This is a genomic window from Chryseobacterium sp. WG14 (genome assembly GCF_024586945.1).
Taxonomy (GTDB): domain Bacteria; phylum Bacteroidota; class Bacteroidia; order Flavobacteriales; family Weeksellaceae; genus Chryseobacterium.
Map to the genome: position 1 here is coordinate 506376 of NZ_JALCZD010000001.1, position 18086 is coordinate 524461.

Here is an 18086-nt window from a genome sequence, read left to right on the forward strand (position 1 = left end):
TTATACAATTAATCAGCTATGAAAAAAATAATATCAATCATATCTTTTCTTGTTGTGGCTTTGTTTCATGCGCAAAGTTTAACAACTACAGAAAACTATATATACAGCAGGACCTATTTAGAGCCTGTTACTTCAGAACAGCCTGGTGCTGCACAGATTCAGGGAGTCCAGTATTTTGACGGATTGGGAAGAACTACCCAAAGTATTGCCATTAAAGCATCTCCCAATGGCAAAGATGTAGCCGTTCCGGTTATGTATGACCAGTCAGGCAGGAAGACCAAAGATTTTATGCCTCAGCCAGTAGACAGTCAAAATGGAGCTTATATTCCGGGAATAGGAGAAAGTTCAATAAATGCCTATTATGGGGTTCCCAATGCCTATTCAGAAATTCAGTATGAGCAATCTCCCTTATCCAGAGCGGTAAAAGCAGCCGCTCCAGGAGCTGAGTGGCAGATGAACGGTATTCATACCCAGAAGTTAGAGTATCTATCCAACAATACGGGTGAGGTTAAAAGATATAAAGCGGTAACCAGCTGGAATGCATCGGCTCAAATCAATGATGTCTCTATCATTACAGCTCCCAATGACGCGTATACCACCAACGGGTATTATAATGCCAATACATTGTATAAAACGGTTACCAGGGATGAGAATAATAACGAAACCCAGGTATTTACTAATTCCAGAAAACAAACGCTTTTATCCCGGAAAATCAACAAAAAGGCTAATGGAACTATAGAAAATTTAGACACCTATCTTATATATGATGAATTTGACAATCTTTCGCTGGTGATCCCTCCAAAAGCTTCAGTCTCAGCATTAACTCCAGCTTTACAGGACCAGCTCTGCTACCAGTATAAATATGATAAATACCACAGGGTTGTAGAGACAAAGCTTCCTGGGAAAGGCTGGGAATACATGGTATACGATCAGCAGGGCCGCATTGTGCTTTCTCAGGATGCTAATCTGAGAACGACAGGCAATAATTTTACCAAAAGAGGCTGGCTGTTTACGAAGTATGACAAATTCGGAAGAACAGTTTATACCGGGTTCTTTGCTAATACAGCGGAAAGAGCTGGAATGCAGGCTGCATTGAATAATATGTCTGCCAATGCCAACAATAACGAAACTCAAAGTACCACTCCATTTACCCTTAACGGGATGGATATTTACTATACAAAAACAGCTTTCCCAACAGAAAGTATGACGATTCTGAGTGTTGATTATTATGATGAATATCCTGTAGGATCACCAGACCAACCGGCACTAATACAAAACCAAACCACCTTAGCGTCTGTTCCGACAACTATTGTTTCTAACGGTCTAAGCTCAGTGAGAAGCACAAAAACACTTCCTACTGCAAGCTATACCAAGAATATAGAGAATGACAGCTGGTCGTCTTCATTTGTCTGGTATGACACCGTAGGAAGGGTAATTGGAACCTTTGGTAACAATCATTTAGGAGGGTCTACACAGACCGAAATACAACTGGATTTTTCCGGAACACCGCAAAAAACCTTTACCTATCATGCCCGTAAAGCAAATGAACCTGGGGTAACTATTAAAGAACGGTTCATCTATGATGCACAGAAAAGACTTAAACAGCATTATCATCAGGTAAACACTAAGCCAGAGGAACTGCTGACAGAAAATACCTATAATGAACTTTCTCAACTGATCAACAAAAAAGTAGGAAACAATCTGCAGAGTATTGATTATACCTATAATGTCCGGGGCTGGCTGACAGATATTAACAAAAACCAGATGGGGCTAGCTGATCTGGGTGGGAAATTATTTGCTTACAGAATCAAATACGGACAAAAAGAAGGGATTGATAATCCCGATCAGGTTCAGTTCTCAGGAAAGAATGTGACTCCGAAATACGACGGCAGCATTGCGGAGATCGACTGGAGAGCTGTAGAAACAGTAGGAGTAAATCCACCCCTGACTCCAAAAAGATATGGATATTCATATGACAGTATGAACAGGATTCAGGCAGGATATTACCAAAACCCGAATAATCCTTACAGTAAAGAGAATACGGAATCTTTAGACTATGATCTGAACGGGAATATCAATAGCCTGTACAGGACTTCGGTAATAGCATCCGGAAGTACTACCGCAACGGTAATAGATAATCTAAGCTATACCTATACGGGGAATCAGGCGATAAAGATTACTGATGATTCTCAAAATTTTGCCGGCTATGAAGGAGGTGGAGGTCCCATCACTTATGATGCGAATGGAAATATGCTTACTATGCTGGATAAAGGAATACAGTCTGTCAAATATAATTTCCTTGATCTTCCCGCTGAAATGCTTATGACCAAAAACAGTAATGAACTTGTTGCGGTAAAGACCTTATACAGGGCAGACGGAACAAAATTAAGAAAAGAGAGCAGTACCAGTATAACAGGCGTTGTAGGATCTACTACTACCAAAAAAACGACAGATTACCTGGATGGCTTTCAGTATCTGACCACTGAAAATGTTGATACAGGGGGAGGCACCGGCATAGAGATGTTTTCTTTATCCGGCAGGGCCATGGAGCCGGAAGCTTTTTCAATTGATGAAACAAGAAGGGTTGCTCCTAAAACTCCGGATCTTCAGTTTTTTGCCACCGCAGAAGGATTTTATGATTATGCAAAAGATCAGTATATTTACCAGTACATAGACCAGCTGGGAAATGTAAGGGTTTCTTACGGAAGAAACAGCACAGGAGCTCTTGAGATTACAGATTCCAATGATTACTACCCATTCGGGATGAATCATTTAAAAACGGGGATTTCCTATTTTGCCCAGGGCAGCTATAAAAGCAACAAATACAACGGCAAGGAACTGCAGGAAACCGGAATGTACAGCTACGGCTGGAGAGAATATATGCCGGATATTGCCAGATGGAATGGTATAGACCAGTTAGCAGAAAGTTATTATTCTCATTCTCCTTATGCTTACGTGATGAATAATCCGATCAATTTGTTTGATCCGGATGGCAGGAAAAATGAGGCTTGGTTAGAAGAGGCTCCCGCATGGTTACAAGAGACGTGGAATAATACCCCCGATGGGACGAATTCTTATTGGACAAATAGTGGATCAAGCTCAGGCGGAGGCGGAGGACATTTTGTGTATACAGGAGGAACTGCTGGTCTAACAGCAGGATATGGAATAGGATCTACTGTAGACTATGCAGGTAATTTTAATTCTTACTACGGTACTGTAACAAACGGCGTGCTTAGTTATACCTATTGGACAAACGGTGCACCTGCCAGTGGATATACTAATTCAGGAGGACAGAATTACCAAAACTTGCAAGGGATAGTAGGATATTCTGGGAAGCTGGATTTGAATTCCTCAAATTCTAATAGTACATCAAATTCTTTTTTAGATAATTCTTTTGACTGGATTCAAAATAATCCAATTAAAGTATCACAATTTGCGGGAATGATACAGGCAGGTTCTACAGTAGCTGAAAAAGGATTATCAAACTGGAATGGCGCTTCAAACATTACAAAAAGTCGTATCTTTGCAGAGACCATAAGTACAAAACTACCTTTTTCTGCTAAAGCTTTGGAGACAGCTTCAACGGCTTTGAAATGGGGAGGAAGAGTAGTTGGTGCTGTGGGTGTTGCTAATACATTGTATCAATATGGAAAAGGTAATATATCAGGTACTAGAGCCGTTGTTGATGGAGTGATGGGAGTTGCAGGCTTTTTTCCTGCTACAGCCTGGATATCGGTAGGTTATTTTGCAGGAATGGCACTTTATGAAACATATGGTAACGATGGTAAACCCCTATTTTAAGATGATTAGATTTATAAAGTTATTATTTTACCATATATATTGGTATTATTATAAAGTTGATAAAGAAAGCAGAATATCTGCAAAAGTTGCTACTTGGTTAGTTTTTACATTATTATTTGGTATAATCTTATACTTTGCATTTGAACTAATATATATATCATTTGATAAAACTATTATATTTGATACTCCTTACTGGCAGTATGTATTTTTATATTTTATTGTAGGTTTTTTTGTTGGGATATATATATATAATGAAGATTTTAAAAAATTTGATTCCTTTAGAGACTTCCATATAAAGTATTATTTATACTTTTTCATTATTGCAGGCTTTGCCTTATTTTTAGCATTTTATTCTGGAAGTATTAATCGGGAAAGAATTTTTAAGCAGAGAGAAATTGAGAAAGAGCGGATTGAAAATTCAAAATAATCCCGAAGATGGGTAATGTTCCAACGTGTTGGTAATAAATTCGAGTATTGGTTTTTCAATACCTAGCTGCGCAAAGTTTATAACTTTGAGCTAATATACCAAAACCTCACTTTTGTGAGGTTTTTACATTTTAAAATGATTGATTTGCATTCTAAAGAGAACTTTAATCCAGAAATGTTTTTGAGTTTATTATTTGGGATTATAAGATATTTACCAATACATAGACCAGCTTGGAAATGTAAGGGTTTCTTACGGAAGAAACAGCACAGGAGCTCTTGAGATTACAGATTCCAATGATTACTACCCATTTGGGATGAATCATTTAAAAACAGGGATTTCCTATTTTGCCCAGGGTAGCTATAAAAGCAACAAATACAACGGCAAGGAACTGCAGGAAACCGGAATGTACAGCTATGGCTGGAGAGAATATATGCCTGATATTGCCAGATGGAATGGCATAGACCAGTTAGCGGAAAGTTATTATTCTCATTCTCCTTATGCTTACGTGATGAATAACCCGATCAATTTGTTTGATCCCAACGGAATGGTATCACAAGCATTTATAGATGAATTATTGGATGCTCCTCCCGGAACTACATGGACAAACACAGGAAATGGCTTTACCAATAATTGGGGAGGACAGATGGATTATGACGGAAACCCAACCAATTACAATGGATATAGCAATATGGCTAATGGAGTTGGTAAGAAGAATCCGAATGATGGACCTAGCTTTGAAATTCCTGAAGTTCCTCTTGTAGGAAAAAAATCTACTTGGGCTGATCAGTTTAGAAGTCATATGGAGAAGTATGCTGTGAATGTATCAAGTAATTGGTATAGCCTTACAGGAAAAGGTAATTGGTTTTTTGGTACTGCAGGGGTTATGAGTGGTTTTGCTGGAGTTGTTGACTCTGATCAAATGTATTCACAAGGAGTCAGAAGAGGAATATCTGGGAATTATCAACTAACAGGTAGAAACTTAAGCCAATTTGGTAAGATGGCAATGACTGATGCAACAAAACCTGTTTCTAGAATTGCAAGAACTGCAAGATTTGTCGGTCATTTTTCTTTTGGAATAGGTGTTATAAGTGACATAGGTGGAATGGCAACTGGTCAAGTATCACTAGGAAAAGCTCTTATAAATACAGGATTTGGGGCTGTAGGAAATTGGGGTGGATCAATTGGAGCTTCTCTTAGTACAGTATATTTCGGGGTAGATAGTTTTTATCCAGGAGCGTGGCCAGGTCTGTTTGATGATGGTAATTTTGTTCAAGGAAGATTAGATGAAGGATTTAATCAGGCAGGACCCTATAGAATTAATGTGTTTGGAGCTCATGAACCAAAATGAAATAATTATGGAGAAAATAAAAAAAGCATATTATTATCTTTTTTATAAAATTTATAGATCAATAGAATATACATCTGAACAAGTAGGAGGTAAATTTTGGACTGATTTTAAAGCTGGATTAGTAATTCTTACTCTTGAACTTTGGATTATAGGCTCTTTTTTGAATTATTATTCTATTATTAATGATAAAAAATTAAGTATAGAGATGATTAGTCCTATTTTATTAATTTCTCTTATCATTTTTTCTATTATTAATTATTTTGCCTTTATGCGTACAGACATATGGAAAACGTATAACAAAGAATTTGATAAATTATCTGAAAAAGAAAATCAAACAGGCACTACTATTGTGTGGGTAATCGCCATTTGTATTACAGTTAATTTTTTTGGATCTGTTTATTTACTTCAAAAGTATGTTCTTAAAATGTATTAATATAATAGAGTATTGAAATTTGTCTAGTCCTAAAAAACTAATATAAAAAAGCTGCAATTTTATTATTAACCTAAAGCTGTAAGGTACAAGAGCATTTGATATTTAATTGTGCAAATTTTGTAACTTTGAGCTGCTATAACAAAGCCTCACGAAAAGTGAGGTTTTTACATTCTAAAGTGATTGATTTGTATTCTAAACAGAACTCTAATACAGAAATGTTTTTGAATTTATTATTGGGGGGGTATAAAAATATTTACCAGTACATTGACCAGCTGGGAAATGTAAGGGTTTCTTACGGAAGAAACAGCATTGGAGTTCTTGAGAGTACAGATGCCAATGATTACTACCCATTCGGGATGAATCATTTAAAACCGGGGATTTCCTATTTTGCCCAGGGCAGCTATAAAAGCAACAAATACAACGGCAAGGAATTGCAGGAAACCGGAATGTACAGCTCGGCTGGAGAGAATATATGCCGGATATTGCCAGATGGAATGGTATAGATCAGTTAGCGGAAAGTTATCTTGCTACCAGTCCTTACGAATATGTACTGAACAATCCTATTAATATGTTTGATCCTGACGGTAGGACTTCAGAGCCATTTAATTGGCGGGAATCATGGGATGCTACACCTGCTGGTACGAATTCATATTGGTTTAATAATGGTTCTGGTTTTACTAGTTATAATGGTGGTCCAAGAGGGGCAGGTGGTAGTGGCCTTGCATATGGCACAACAATTAATACTGATGGTACTTTTACAGACCCTAATGGAGCTGGAAATTCTAAATCAAGTTTATGGCAAGCTCTTGGTAATTTATTTAGCAGTATTTTTAATGGGAATAAAGGTGCAGGAATTACAACGTTTTTGCCGGGTGCTACGGTTAGCAGAGCAGAGCAGATTAGAGAGATTCTTCAGATAAATGCAGAGGTATTTTATAATGCCGCGGCCGCCGGTGCTGGTACTGTCTTAACTCGCAGCCTTTGGGGATTGCCATTAATGTTAAAGGGGGATACTCAATTTGCTGCTAATTCAAAACTTCTAACAATACCTGTTGATATATCTGGAGAAAATGTAAATAAAAATGGGATACTATTATATAGAAGTGTTTCATCTAATGCATATACAGAAGTACAGCTTGAATATAATGAAGCTCTATTTGGTATAGCAATTCCTAATGGTTTAAGAGCTGGAAATACAGCACATTGGGATATGGATGATCATGCAAGAGGAGATAATTATTCGATTTGGACATCATGGACATCAGATCCAAATGTAGCACGAGATTTTGCAACAAATTATGGAACATCATCTGGTGTTGTATTATCTAAAAGATTTAAAATAGGTGTTAATGCCATTCCAAATGTATCACCAACAGGGAATTCGATGCAAGAAAGAGAATGGTTGATTTTTGGGCCAGTGATAAGAGCTGGTGTACAACATATAAAACCGTAGAGTATGAAAACAATAGAAGATATTTTTAATATAATAAAAAAAACTATTAATCTTAAAGATGATTTCATAGAATATGAAATTAGATTAAGTAATGGTACGTTTGAAAGAGATCATTTAATTAACATCTATAATATAAGGAAAGGTATAGCCATCCGTCAGGAAAATCACAAACGGACAGAGCAAATACAACACCTTCTTAATGGATTAGAAAATTATTCTGAAAAATTTTTAAAAGTCGCAGATATTTCAAATAATAACTATTTTGCAATGTTTTATTTAAGCCAAGATTGGAATAGGGTCATTGGATATTTAGAAAATGATATTAATAATGGCACTGGAATTTAGTAAAAGATTTCAAACTTTATTATTGAAGCATAGATTAACCTTCCCGTTGCCGCACGAATCCTTTCGTGTGACATTTTTAATAGATCTCATTACTTATCTTTACTAATGGTTATGTGTGAGAAACCTAACAAAACTTTTCAAAATCTGGTTCTATGTAAAATAATAGTTATGGAAGATATAATAATTACTAAAATTTATAAACTTAAAGATGATAAACAGCTTAAAGATTATTTAAATAGTCTAAAATCAAAAAAAAGTATTTTAGACTCTTTCGTTCAAGCCAGAGAACATTTATATGATATTTATAATGACCGATTAGATTTTAGTATTTATCGGGGAGATCATTTTGAAGGATTAGCTGAGGTTGTAGAAGAGATGAAAAATTCAGACTTAGAAAATATACGATTATCTTATATTGATGGAAATAAGAAAAGTTGTTCTATTTTTAGTAGTGAAGATTACAGTATTATTCTGGGAATAATTTTTTATGATAATTAAGATAGATAGAAAAGTCGAAGTAATAGCATTTTTTGTGCCCCCTAGCTGCGCAAAGTTTATAACTTTAAACAAAACCTCACAAAAAGTGAGGTTTTTACATTTTAAAATGATTGATTTGCAGTTTAAACAGAACTCTAATCCAGAAATGTTTTTGGGTTTATTATTGGGGATTATAAGATATTTACCAGTACATAGACCAGCTGGGAAATGTAAGGGTTTCTTACGGAAGAAACAGCATTGGAGCTCTTGAGATTACAGATTCCAATGATTACTATCCATTCGGGATGAATCATTTAAAAACAGGGATTTCCTATTTTGCCCAGGGTAGCTATAAAAGCAATAAATACAACGGCAAGGAACTACAGGAAACCGGAATGTACAGCTATGGCTGGAGAGAATATATGCCGGATATTGCCAGATGGAATGGTATAGACCAATTAGCAGAAAGTTATTATTCTCATTCTCCTTATGCTTATGTGATGAATAATCCGATCAATTTGTTTGATCCCAACGGAATGGTATCACAAGCATTTATAGATGAACTATTGGACGCTCCTCCCGGAACTACGTGGACAAATACAAAAAACTCAAAAATTATTTGGGAAGGGTTAAAGTAAGTTTAGAGGAAAAAGAAGAAATTGACGAATTTGAAAGTATAGGAATTTGTGGCCAACCAGATTGGCTACAAGAAGCGGAAATTCCAAAATGTCCGAAAAGTGGAAAATCTATGAGATTTTTGTATCAATTAGGAAGTTTTAGTGATATTGAAGCGACATTTAGCAACGTTGAGCCAACAAAAGGGATGGAAGAATATTTCGAAAAATTAAACTTTTGGTGTGATGGAAATTTATACATTTTTATAGAACCTACAACAAAGACAATGTGTTATGCAATGCAAAATACCTAATAACATAAACAATCGAAAAAGAGCAAACTACAAACAAGGCTTTGAAATCTCAAAAAACGATACAAATAAAATTCACTCTGCAAAAATAAATCAGAGAAAGAAGAAATTTATAAACTAAAAAAAGAAGTAAGAGAATCAGAATTTTATTCCAATTATCAAATCATGAACTTTGGAAATTGGATAATAGAAGTCAATTACAATAGAAGATGTGAAATTGGATAAGTAGGTAAGAAATGGATACATTCAAAAAAAGTTGCCGTTTTAGCAGCTATATGGTCACTAGGCCAAATTGCTAGAAACCGAAACAATAGAGAAAATAAAATACAACAACAAAAAGGATAACACAGCCTAGGCCAGAAAAGATTCGCCAGATAATTTTAAATTTTCGATTCAAAGCTAACCATCCTAAAAGAATAGAAATTGGTAAACTAATATACCAAGCTGAACCAATAAGAAAGAAGAGGATTTCCCAAAAGGAAAAACTAAAAGTAATGTCACTCATATTTGTTTGCACTAAATTTTACACTAAATTTATAATAAAATCTCAATAATTTATGAAAAAAAAGAAGCTTTATATTTTTGCAATAATAGTGGCAATTATCTTATTTTCGGCTTTTTTTTCTAAATATCAAAAAGGAATAGAAGTAGGAACCTGGGGGATGAATAGATGGATTAACTGGGGATGGAACTTTGGGTTCTGATAGAAATTAATCTAACGATTATTTTATAATCTCAAAAAACGATCTTTGACATCTTTTTTGATTTCATTCTCAGTGGTCAATTTAAACAGGAATCAGTGACCATTTTAAGGTTTGTCTCGTCCTGAAAGACCTTTGAATTCTTCTTTCCAAATATTGGAGAAGCATAAAACTCCCGACTACAGCCAGGAGTTTATATTATTTATTATATTGATCATTACATTTTTACCGCAAGAATCGGGCCTAGATTGGATATTCTTCCATAAGCAGCAAAACCATGAAACCTTGGGCGTATTACCGTATTATCCTGGTGAACGATAGCAACCTGGCTAACTTTAGCTGCTACCTGAAAGGTACTGATAATAGGAATTACATGAGGGCCATAATTACTTCCGCCATAGCTTGGGAATTCAGCAAAGCCCGAGCTGGTAATAAAATCAAAGTAAATCCATCTTGGAAAAGTACCTGCTAAATCAGCTGGGTCTAATACTCTGTAGTCAGTAGTACTGCCTGCCTTGTAATAATCGAACTGTACATAGTAATAAAGAGTATATACTCCCTTATTTAAGGTTAGCGGGGTATCTGGTATAAATTCTGCTGTAGGAAGAGTTATAAAAGTAAAATCTTGAGAAAGGTTGTTGGCTCCACTAATGGTGGAGCCTGGAGCCGGTTGCCAGCTCGCAATTCCGTTGGCATCAGATGTAAGAATTTTTCCATCACCCTGAGTTCCATCTGCTATTCTGATATTACCGCTAATATCTAATTTTGCAGTAGGAGAAGCAGTGCCTATTCCCACATTTCCTTCAATAATGGCCCCATTTGCAGGTGCGGGAGTATTAATGTACGCAGTACCTATAGAAGTATTACCGTTGACCGTCAGTGTATTTGCTGGCATAGGTGTGTTAATACCCACATTTCCTGTCTGGGCGTAAATAATATTGCTATTAATGATGGTAAGCATCACAATAGAGAGTAGGATTTTTTTCATGATGTAAAATTTAGGTTAGAATAATTATAGTTTTAGTCAGAAATTGTATTGTCTTAACATTATAGTTTTTGGGCAATATTTTTGGAAAATGCAATTTGGTGTTGCATAATACAGGGTAAAAGTGTAAAATTTTATAAATGATTTAATTTTATGACAAATTCTGCAATTCTCATTTCAATGCATAAGATTTTACATTGCTTTTTTTGTATTTCTTAAAATAAATATTCACAGAGACTTTTTGGGATATAAAATGATCACAGACTATTCTTAATCGTGTTTTGAATGCGAAATTTTGGGAGGACTAAAATCAGTTTTCATAGCAGCAGCCTGATAAATTCTTCTAAGTAGATTGTTTTGGGAAAGATAAAATTCTATTGTCAACATATTTTAATGGTATTAGCTTTTCTTCCATCATTCTTGTTAAATCTTTGTATATTTTTGTGTCTTTAGAATCTGATAAAAATATTATTGCAAGGGAACAGATAATATTTCTTAGCAAAGATAAAGGCTCTAAACAATCTGTTAAAATAAAAAGCGTGCGATTTTGTTTGTAAAAACGTAGAATTAATTCTATTGTTGTAGACAGATATTATGTTAAATTTACTAAACTTGGATATTGAATTTTGAAAATGGTTTTGCGTAAAGGAATTGTGGTAATAATTCTTTTTTATATTTTGTAGCTAATGGACAATATGTTTCATTCTGGTATAATCTCAACGGATGGTGGACTTGTTAAATATGACGGACTGATTCAATGCTTCAATAGGCTTTCTGGTACCAATCATAGTTTCGGATGTTTTTATGGAAATATTCAGAAGGGTAGTATAGTTGTATATAATAATTACGATCAAAATAAAATTCTTAAAAAAAAGAGCACTTAAGGTAATACCTACAAAAAATCAGGACTACACCGGATGTCTAGTCCTAAAAACTAATACAAAAAAGCTGCAATTTATTAACCCAAAGCTATAAGATACAAGAGCATTTGATATTTAATTGCGCAAAGTTTATAACTTTGAGCTGCTATAACAAAGCCTCACGAAAAGTGAGGTTTTTACATTCTAAAGTGATTAATTGTATTCTAACCTGGGAAGTTTATCAAATAATAAACTATAGAGCCAATGGTAGCCACTGAAGAGGTTTTTACTTTAATTAAAAAAGAACGAAAGTTTCCTGATGATATTAAAAACTATACAATTAAAATAAGTACCAGTAATAATTTTGAAAGGGAAAATCTGATCGGAATATATAAGATCAGAAACTATTCAGCTAAAAGAAATGAGAATTATGAATTAGCACAACAAATAGAAATCTTAGTTTCAAGTCTGGAAAATTGTTTGGATAATAACTCAAGGTTCGTAAGTATTTCAGGTGATCAATATTGTGGAATGTTTTATCTAGGTCAAAATTGGGATCAAGTTATTGAATATTTGGAAGCTGAAATTGATAAGAATGGAAATGTGCTGTTTTAGAATATCCTGCTCTCCCGCAAATTGGCTAGCTCTAAAAAAAGGTTGACGAATTTAATCACTCAAGCTTCGGTTTCAAGGTAAAGTATAAATAATCACCAAGCGAATTTTAATTTGTAAATAATATGAAATGAATGGATTATGTTTTTATATTTGAAAAATATGTATATTGGGAGTACCAAATTAAAGCGTAATCCGAAAAGCATATAGAGTAGGAGAAAAATCAAAAATTAAGACTATGAAAAATCTAAGAAAACTTTCAAAAAGAGAATTGAAAACAGTTCAGGGAGGAATACCTATGTGTCTGCCAGGATACTTTTGGTGTTCATTTGTGAAAAAATGTATCTCAGTAGGATCACCATGTGGACTTATTGATTAATTTGATTCATGAAAATAAGGTAAAGAACGGGGCTGTCTCAGAAATGGACAGCCTATTTTGTATCCTATCCACTAATCGACTTAAGAACCAGGAGCGTTAAGAAAATTTGAAGGTAATCCGTTAAAAAATTTCCACTGTCTGAGCATGGGTTATAATATAAAACCGAAGCAGAATCGTATGATCCATGCGAGTTTGGAAATCTTAGGAGTACAATCAAATTTTTAGCGGATGATTCCCGTCTTGAATTTTTGTATACTTTTGCCTTCAAGGCAAAAGTATAAATGAAATCCTTTATCTGATTCGGAATATGGTTTAAAAATCATAAAAACAGGATTTTCATCTCTCACTGAAAAACCGTATTTTTGTACATCTAAAAGTAAAAGAAAGAATGAATTCCTACAAAAATCCATTGGAAGAGCGCTATTCCAGTGAAGAAATGTTGTTTAATTTCTCACATAACAATAAATTCCGTACCTGGAGAAAGCTTTGGATCGCTTTAGCTGAGATTGAAAAAGACCTTGGTCTTGAGATTACAGACGAGCAGATTGCAGAGTTGAAAGCGAATGCTGAAAATATCGATTATGATAAAGCAGCAGAATATGAAAAGAAATTCCGTCATGATGTAATGGCTCACGTTCACACCTATGGTGATGTGGCGCCTTCAGCAAAGGGAATTATCCATTTGGGAGCTACTTCAGCTTTTGTAGGAGATAATACAGACTTAATTCAGATCCGTGACGGACTTTTGATCTTAAAGAAAAAGTTAGTGAATGTCATGAAAAACTTAGCAGACTTTGCTATTCAGTATAAAGACCTTCCAACATTAGGATTCACGCACTTTCAGCCAGCTCAGTTGACGACAGTTGGAAAAAGAGCAACCCTTTGGTTACAGAGTTTGGTTCTTGATATTGAAGAACTAGATTTCTTCCTTGAAACACTTCGTTTCAGAGGGGTAAAAGGAACTACAGGAACTGCTGCCAGTTTCCTTGAATTATTCAATGGTGATTATTCCAAAGTAAAACACTTAGATAAAGAACTTTCAAAAAGATTCGGTTTTGAGAAAGTTTTTGGTGTTTCAGGACAGACCTATGACAGAAAAATTGATGCTAAAGTGGTGGCTTTATTAGGTAACATCGCTCAGTCTGCCCATAAATTCACTAATGACTTACGTTTACTTCAGAATCTTAAGGAAATTGAAGAGCCATTTGAGAAAAACCAAATCGGTTCATCAGCAATGGCATACAAACGTAACCCGATGAGAAGCGAAAGAATCGGAGCCTTGTCAAAGTATGTAATGTCTTTAACGACAAGTTCTGCCATGGTAGCTTCTACACAATGGTTTGAAAGAACACTGGATGATTCTGCAAACAAGAGATTAACCATTCCACAGGCGTTCTTAGCTGTAGATGCTATTTTACTGATCTGGAACAATATTATGAACGGAATCGTAGTATATCCAAACAGAATCAATAAGCATATCGAAGAAGAACTTCCTTTCATGGCAACAGAATATATTATCATGGAAGAAGTGAAAGCCGGGGGTGACCGTCAGGAGATCCATGAGGTAATCAGAGTTCATTCTATGGAAGCTTCGAAGAAAGTGAAAGAAGAAGGAAAAGAAAATGACCTTATTGAAAGAATCTTAAATGATGATTCTTTAAAATTAGATAAATCAAAATTAAAAGAGGTTTTAGATCCTAAGAACTTTGTCGGTTTTGCACCGATTCAGACGGTAGAATTCATTCAGAATGAAGTTCAGCCGATTCTGGACCAAAATAAAGACCTGATAGGATTGGAGGCCGATCTTAAAGTATAAAACAGTGTGCAGCCTTTCGGGCTGCATATTTTATTTTCAACTATATATGAAAATTGGTGCATTGGTTATTCTTTTATTGGTTCCTGTGATTATTTTTTCACAGGATTTAAAAACGAATAAAAAAATCAAATCTGATACGAATTTTGAACATATGCATTCCGGAATGATAGCTCCTGTTACTTTGGATGATCTTTCGCGAACAGCATTGCTGACTAATGCTAAAAATGATAGTGTTTTCTCCGTAGTATACGAAAATAAAGATAATGATCTGTTGTTCAAGTTTAAAATGATCAATGGATTGCTTGATGAAGAAAGACTCTCCAATTTTTATTTTAAAAACATCAGAGATAGAAGATATGCTCCCAGAGAGGTTACCAATAAACTTGTGGAGATTAAAGAGGGTTTATTTAGGCTTAACGGAATCAGTACTTATTTCTCACACCTCGGAAAATTAACTAATGTAAGGATTTACGAAGCTGGATTCTGGATATTTACTTCAGAAATGACTCAGAAAGGCTCAGATACTTCAGCTTTAGATAAAAGACATGAAGAAGTTATTAAAAAATTATTTCTTTCAAAACTTGTAGAGAAAAATCCATTATCTAAATTCACGGATAGTTTTGTTGCTAAAGCTGCTTTTCGTGATTCATTGATGCTTCGAAGTACCTTGAGCAGCAGCTTTAATAAATTAAAGTGGACCCATGATAATATTGATAAATATGAAAGGGCGGCTGGGCTTCCCGGGCTTTATCTGGAATATCAGATGGCAGGATTGAATGGTTTTATTGATTATAAAACAGAGAAAAACCAAAATCCAAGTAAAGGAGTCTATGAAACGACTAATCTGATCGAATTTCTTACAAAACTCAGAAGTACAGGTTTTATGGATGAATTTTTAATGGAAAGCTACTACTATTTACTGATTCCGCCAAAGGATCATAAATTTGATTTTGAAGGTTACCAAAAATGGAAATCAGAAAACCCGATTGAATATGACGTCAATCAGAAATATTATGTACTTGTAAATACGCAGAAAAAAGCAGACCTTAGCAAAGAAGAATAGCCATTCTATTCTCACAACGACCATGAAAAAAACGCTGGTATTCATTTCCCTGATTCCGTTACTTTCTTTTTCCCAAGAGAAAGAAATTTTACACTATTTTAAATCCAAAGATTCCTTGGTTGGGGTAAAAAACCAGGCAGGAAAAATAATTATTCCTGCACAGTTTATCAATCTTACAGGATTGAAAGAGGGTGAAATTGTTGAGGGTGAAAATAATACCATATTTTTTGATGCCTCTCTGGCTGATAAGAAGAAAATAGAAAAAAATTCCTGGGGAGTTGTTTTTGACAGGAAAGGAAATCTTCTTTACCAGCCTTATTCCTATGACAACGGAGCAGATTATTTCTCCGAAGGGCTAAGAAGATTTGTTAAAAACGGTAAAATAGGTTTTGTAGACAGAAATGCAAAAACAGTTATTGAACCGGTACATGATTTTGTATCTCCTTTCAATTATGGATACGCCGCATTTTGTGACGGCTGTGATTGGGAAAAAACAAATGAAGAACACAGGTCCATTGTAGGAGGTAAATGGGGAGTGATGAATATCAAAGGACAAACCGTTCAGTCATTGGCAAACCCAACAGCCCAGGATGTTGAAATAGATGGGAAATATTATCCGAACCCATTTCAATACAATGAAAAAGAGAAGAATATCCTTCAGTTTTTTGAAAAGCAGAAGAAAAAACTTTCAGATCTTTATTATGTGAATTTTTACAATAAACTGTCTGAAAATGAAAAGAATCTGTTTTTTGAAATTGTAGAAAGACCAAAAGAAAACTTTCCCTATTATCAGGTAAATACCTATAATCACAGAAAGAAGGACTTGGATATGCTTTATCGTTTCAAGTTCCTGGTCTCAGAAGATGGAAAAGCATTTTATGGGATAGAGGATTTTAATGAAAAGAAGATTCCTTTTGAAAACTGGTTGAAAGCAGAAATAAAAAGCGCAGAAGAATTTCAGAAAGAACACCCCGATAATCCGAATAAATTCATTAATGAATAGAATCATTCCCATGAAAAATGTATTGATACTTGTATTGGCCTTAGTATTTGTGAAAGCTTATTCACAAAGCGAAAAGAGAGTATACTCAATAATGGATGCCAATGCTGAAAAGCTTGCCAAAAGTTCGGGAGCCTATTCCGTATCTGTGGGAGTAGTGAAAGACGGTAAAGTATACACCAGACATTTTGGGGAACTCGATAAAGGGAAAGGAAATAAAGCGGATGACAATACCTATTTTGAAATAGCATCGGTTACCAAACTTTTCACAGGTCAGTTATTGGCAAAAGCTGTGCTGGATGAAAAGATTACGCTGGATGATGATATCCGTAAGTATCTGAAAGGGTCTTATCCGAATTTGGAATATAAAGGAACTCCCATTACAATTAAAGATCTTATTTCCTATAAAACAGCATTACCAAGAACGCTGCCCAATGATGATGCGCTGAGGAAAAATATGACTGATGAAACTCCTTTTCTATATAATAAACTGAACGAAAACTATACAAAAGAACAGTTTAAGAAAGATCTGGCTACCGTAAAACCGGATACCCTTCCCGGAGTTAAATACGGATACAGCAATTTAAGTTTAGAACTTACAGGGCTGATCCTGGAAAATATCTATGGAAAAAACTATGAAAGCCTTCTGAAAGAAAATATCTTTTCAAAACTCGGGATGAATCACACCAAATTGGACCTTGATAAAGGAGAAGTAGCAGCAAATGGATATCATACCAGCGGTCGTTTGATGCCTTCTTCCATTAGCCTTTTATGGGGTTCCGGAGGTTCAAAAACCAAATCGACAATGGGAGATATGGTGAAATTTTTACAGGAAGAGCTGGATTCAGAAAATAAAATAACCCAGGAATCTCAACGCAATATCAATAACAGCCAGGAGGGTTGGTCTGGGTATTTTTGGGATAATTATTACATATCAGAAAAAGGAAAAGTAGGAAGCAAGCATGGTGGGGCATATGGTACACAAACATGGTTTACAGTGTATCCTGAGCTTAATTTAGGGATTTGTATGATTGTAAACATCAGTGGTATGAATACAGGAGATGCACTTCAAACTGCTGCGTCAGGATTAGCAGATGATCTCATTTCTACATCCGATAAAAAAGAAATATTTGGATATTACCTGAAAGGAAATAAGGTTGTTTTTTCTTATATCCACCCTAAAAATTTAGACTCAAAACTCATTAATACCGTTTCTGTAGCAGGAAGTTTTAATGACTGGAAATCTGAAGATAAAAATTTTAAGCTCATAAAAAAAGAAAATAACCGCTTCGAATTGGAAGTTCCCCAATCCAATTTTGAAAAAGGAAAAGATTATTCCTTTAAATTTGTAATTAATAATAGCGGGTGGCTTGCAGCCCCTAAAAATGCTTCCAATACAGACGGGTCAAAATACAATAGCCTGTTATTGAAGCTGTAAGATATAAAGAATCATAGCGTTGG

General features: G+C 35.0%; 18 protein-coding genes. 17 read left to right on the plus strand and 1 reads right to left on the minus strand.

Annotation, left to right across the window (positions count from 1 at the left end):
• Window positions 1-18 precede the first annotated feature (18 nt).
• From MP478_RS02160 to MP478_RS02210, 11 genes are all read left to right on the plus strand, one after another.
• Complete coding sequence (locus MP478_RS02160; RefSeq protein WP_257199452.1) at window positions 19-3801, plus strand: RHS repeat-associated core domain-containing protein; 3783 nt, start codon at window positions 19-21, stop codon at window positions 3799-3801.
• A gap of 1 nt (window position 3802) precedes the next feature.
• Window positions 3803-4228: a hypothetical protein gene (locus tag MP478_RS02165; protein ID WP_230041349.1), complete on the plus strand. Its 426-nt coding sequence runs from the start codon at window positions 3803-3805 to the stop codon at window positions 4226-4228.
• 313 nt (window positions 4229-4541) lie between these two features.
• A complete protein-coding gene (locus MP478_RS02170; protein ID WP_373691658.1) occupies window positions 4542-5576 on the plus strand; it encodes an RHS repeat-associated core domain-containing protein in 1035 nt (344 codons plus the stop codon).
• A 7-nt stretch (window positions 5577-5583) separates the two neighbouring features.
• Window positions 5584-6009, plus strand: coding sequence for a hypothetical protein (locus MP478_RS02175; RefSeq protein WP_257199453.1), 426 nt, complete (start codon window positions 5584-5586; stop codon window positions 6007-6009).
• 125 nt (window positions 6010-6134) lie between these two features.
• Window positions 6135-6512, plus strand: a complete 378-nt coding sequence (locus MP478_RS02180; protein WP_257199454.1) for a hypothetical protein — start codon at window positions 6135-6137, stop codon at window positions 6510-6512.
• Window positions 6482-7462: a hypothetical protein gene (locus tag MP478_RS02185; protein WP_257199455.1), complete on the plus strand. Its 981-nt coding sequence runs from the start codon at window positions 6482-6484 to the stop codon at window positions 7460-7462. The genes MP478_RS02180 and MP478_RS02185 overlap by 31 nt, the downstream gene beginning before the upstream one ends.
• A gap of 3 nt (window positions 7463-7465) precedes the next feature.
• Window positions 7466-7807 (plus strand): enoyl-CoA hydratase, encoded by a 342-nt coding sequence (locus MP478_RS02190; RefSeq protein WP_257199456.1) that lies wholly within the window; start codon window positions 7466-7468, stop codon window positions 7805-7807.
• 168 nt (window positions 7808-7975) lie between these two features.
• Entirely contained in the window at window positions 7976-8305 is a 330-nt protein-coding gene (locus MP478_RS02195) for a hypothetical protein (RefSeq protein ID WP_257199457.1), read from the plus strand.
• Between the two features lie 284 nt (window positions 8306-8589).
• On the plus strand, window positions 8590-8922 hold the full coding sequence (locus tag MP478_RS02200) for an RHS repeat-associated core domain-containing protein (RefSeq protein ID WP_373691659.1): 333 nt from the start codon (window positions 8590-8592) through the stop codon (window positions 8920-8922).
• Window positions 8904-9212 carry a hypothetical protein gene (locus MP478_RS02205; protein ID WP_257199458.1) on the plus strand — a complete coding sequence of 103 codons (309 nt, stop codon included), beginning with the start codon at window positions 8904-8906 and terminating at the stop codon, window positions 9210-9212. The genes MP478_RS02200 and MP478_RS02205 overlap by 19 nt, the downstream gene beginning before the upstream one ends.
• Before the next feature lie 554 nt (window positions 9213-9766).
• Window positions 9767-9913, plus strand: a complete 147-nt coding sequence (locus MP478_RS02210; protein ID WP_257199459.1) for a hypothetical protein — start codon at window positions 9767-9769, stop codon at window positions 9911-9913.
• Window positions 9914-10127: 214 nt separating this feature from the next.
• On the opposite strand, the gene MP478_RS02215 is transcribed toward MP478_RS02210, so the two are convergent.
• Window positions 10128-10898: a hypothetical protein gene (locus MP478_RS02215; RefSeq protein WP_257189197.1), complete on the minus strand. Its 771-nt coding sequence runs from the start codon at window positions 10896-10898 to the stop codon at window positions 10128-10130.
• Window positions 10899-12019: 1121 nt separating this feature from the next.
• On the opposite strand from MP478_RS02215, the gene MP478_RS02220 reads away from it, so the two are divergent.
• The 6 genes from MP478_RS02220 (at window position 12020) to MP478_RS02245 (ending at window position 18063) form a co-directional block, all read left to right on the plus strand.
• Window positions 12020-12370 (plus strand): enoyl-CoA hydratase, encoded by a 351-nt coding sequence (locus MP478_RS02220; RefSeq protein WP_257199460.1) that lies wholly within the window; start codon window positions 12020-12022, stop codon window positions 12368-12370.
• Window positions 12371-12605: 235 nt separating this feature from the next.
• Window positions 12606-12746, plus strand: coding sequence for a hypothetical protein (locus MP478_RS02225; RefSeq protein WP_153816321.1), 141 nt, complete (start codon window positions 12606-12608; stop codon window positions 12744-12746).
• A 388-nt stretch (window positions 12747-13134) separates the two neighbouring features.
• Window positions 13135-14562, plus strand: a complete 1428-nt coding sequence (purB, locus tag MP478_RS02230) for an adenylosuccinate lyase (protein ID WP_047486165.1) — start codon at window positions 13135-13137, stop codon at window positions 14560-14562.
• Window positions 14563-14608: 46 nt separating this feature from the next.
• Entirely contained in the window at window positions 14609-15625 is a 1017-nt protein-coding gene (locus tag MP478_RS02235) for a hypothetical protein (protein ID WP_257199461.1), read from the plus strand.
• Window positions 15626-15647: 22 nt separating this feature from the next.
• Window positions 15648-16628 carry a WG repeat-containing protein gene (locus tag MP478_RS02240; protein WP_257199462.1) on the plus strand — a complete coding sequence of 327 codons (981 nt, stop codon included), beginning with the start codon at window positions 15648-15650 and terminating at the stop codon, window positions 16626-16628.
• A complete protein-coding gene (locus MP478_RS02245) occupies window positions 16621-18063 on the plus strand; it encodes a serine hydrolase (protein ID WP_257199463.1) in 1443 nt (480 codons plus the stop codon). Before MP478_RS02240 ends, MP478_RS02245 begins: the two co-directional genes overlap by 8 nt.
• Window positions 18064-18086 lie beyond the last annotated feature (23 nt).

Coding starts and splice junctions, on each gene's coding strand:
- MP478_RS02240 (WP_257199462.1), top strand. CDS start 15,648: ATGAAAAAAACGCTGGTATTCATTTCCCTGATTCCGTTACTTTCTTTT.
- MP478_RS02220 (WP_257199460.1), top strand. CDS start 12,020: ATGGTAGCCACTGAAGAGGTTTTTACTTTAATTAAAAAAGAACGAAAG.
- MP478_RS02185 (WP_257199455.1), top strand. CDS start 6,482: ATGCCGGATATTGCCAGATGGAATGGTATAGATCAGTTAGCGGAAAGT.
- MP478_RS02210 (WP_257199459.1), top strand. CDS start 9,767: ATGAAAAAAAAGAAGCTTTATATTTTTGCAATAATAGTGGCAATTATC.
- MP478_RS02170 (WP_373691658.1), top strand. CDS start 4,542: ATGAATCATTTAAAAACAGGGATTTCCTATTTTGCCCAGGGTAGCTAT.
- MP478_RS02165 (WP_230041349.1), top strand. CDS start 3,803: ATGATTAGATTTATAAAGTTATTATTTTACCATATATATTGGTATTAT.
- MP478_RS02175 (WP_257199453.1), top strand. CDS start 5,584: ATGGAGAAAATAAAAAAAGCATATTATTATCTTTTTTATAAAATTTAT.
- purB (WP_047486165.1), top strand. CDS start 13,135: ATGAATTCCTACAAAAATCCATTGGAAGAGCGCTATTCCAGTGAAGAA.
- MP478_RS02225 (WP_153816321.1), top strand. CDS start 12,606: ATGAAAAATCTAAGAAAACTTTCAAAAAGAGAATTGAAAACAGTTCAG.
- MP478_RS02190 (WP_257199456.1), top strand. CDS start 7,466: ATGAAAACAATAGAAGATATTTTTAATATAATAAAAAAAACTATTAAT.
- MP478_RS02200 (WP_373691659.1), top strand. CDS start 8,590: ATGAATCATTTAAAAACAGGGATTTCCTATTTTGCCCAGGGTAGCTAT.
- MP478_RS02215 (WP_257189197.1), bottom strand. CDS start 10,898: ATGAAAAAAATCCTACTCTCTATTGTGATGCTTACCATCATTAATAGC.
- MP478_RS02245 (WP_257199463.1), top strand. CDS start 16,621: ATGAATAGAATCATTCCCATGAAAAATGTATTGATACTTGTATTGGCC.
- MP478_RS02235 (WP_257199461.1), top strand. CDS start 14,609: ATGAAAATTGGTGCATTGGTTATTCTTTTATTGGTTCCTGTGATTATT.
- MP478_RS02195 (WP_257199457.1), top strand. CDS start 7,976: ATGGAAGATATAATAATTACTAAAATTTATAAACTTAAAGATGATAAA.
- MP478_RS02160 (WP_257199452.1), top strand. CDS start 19: ATGAAAAAAATAATATCAATCATATCTTTTCTTGTTGTGGCTTTGTTT.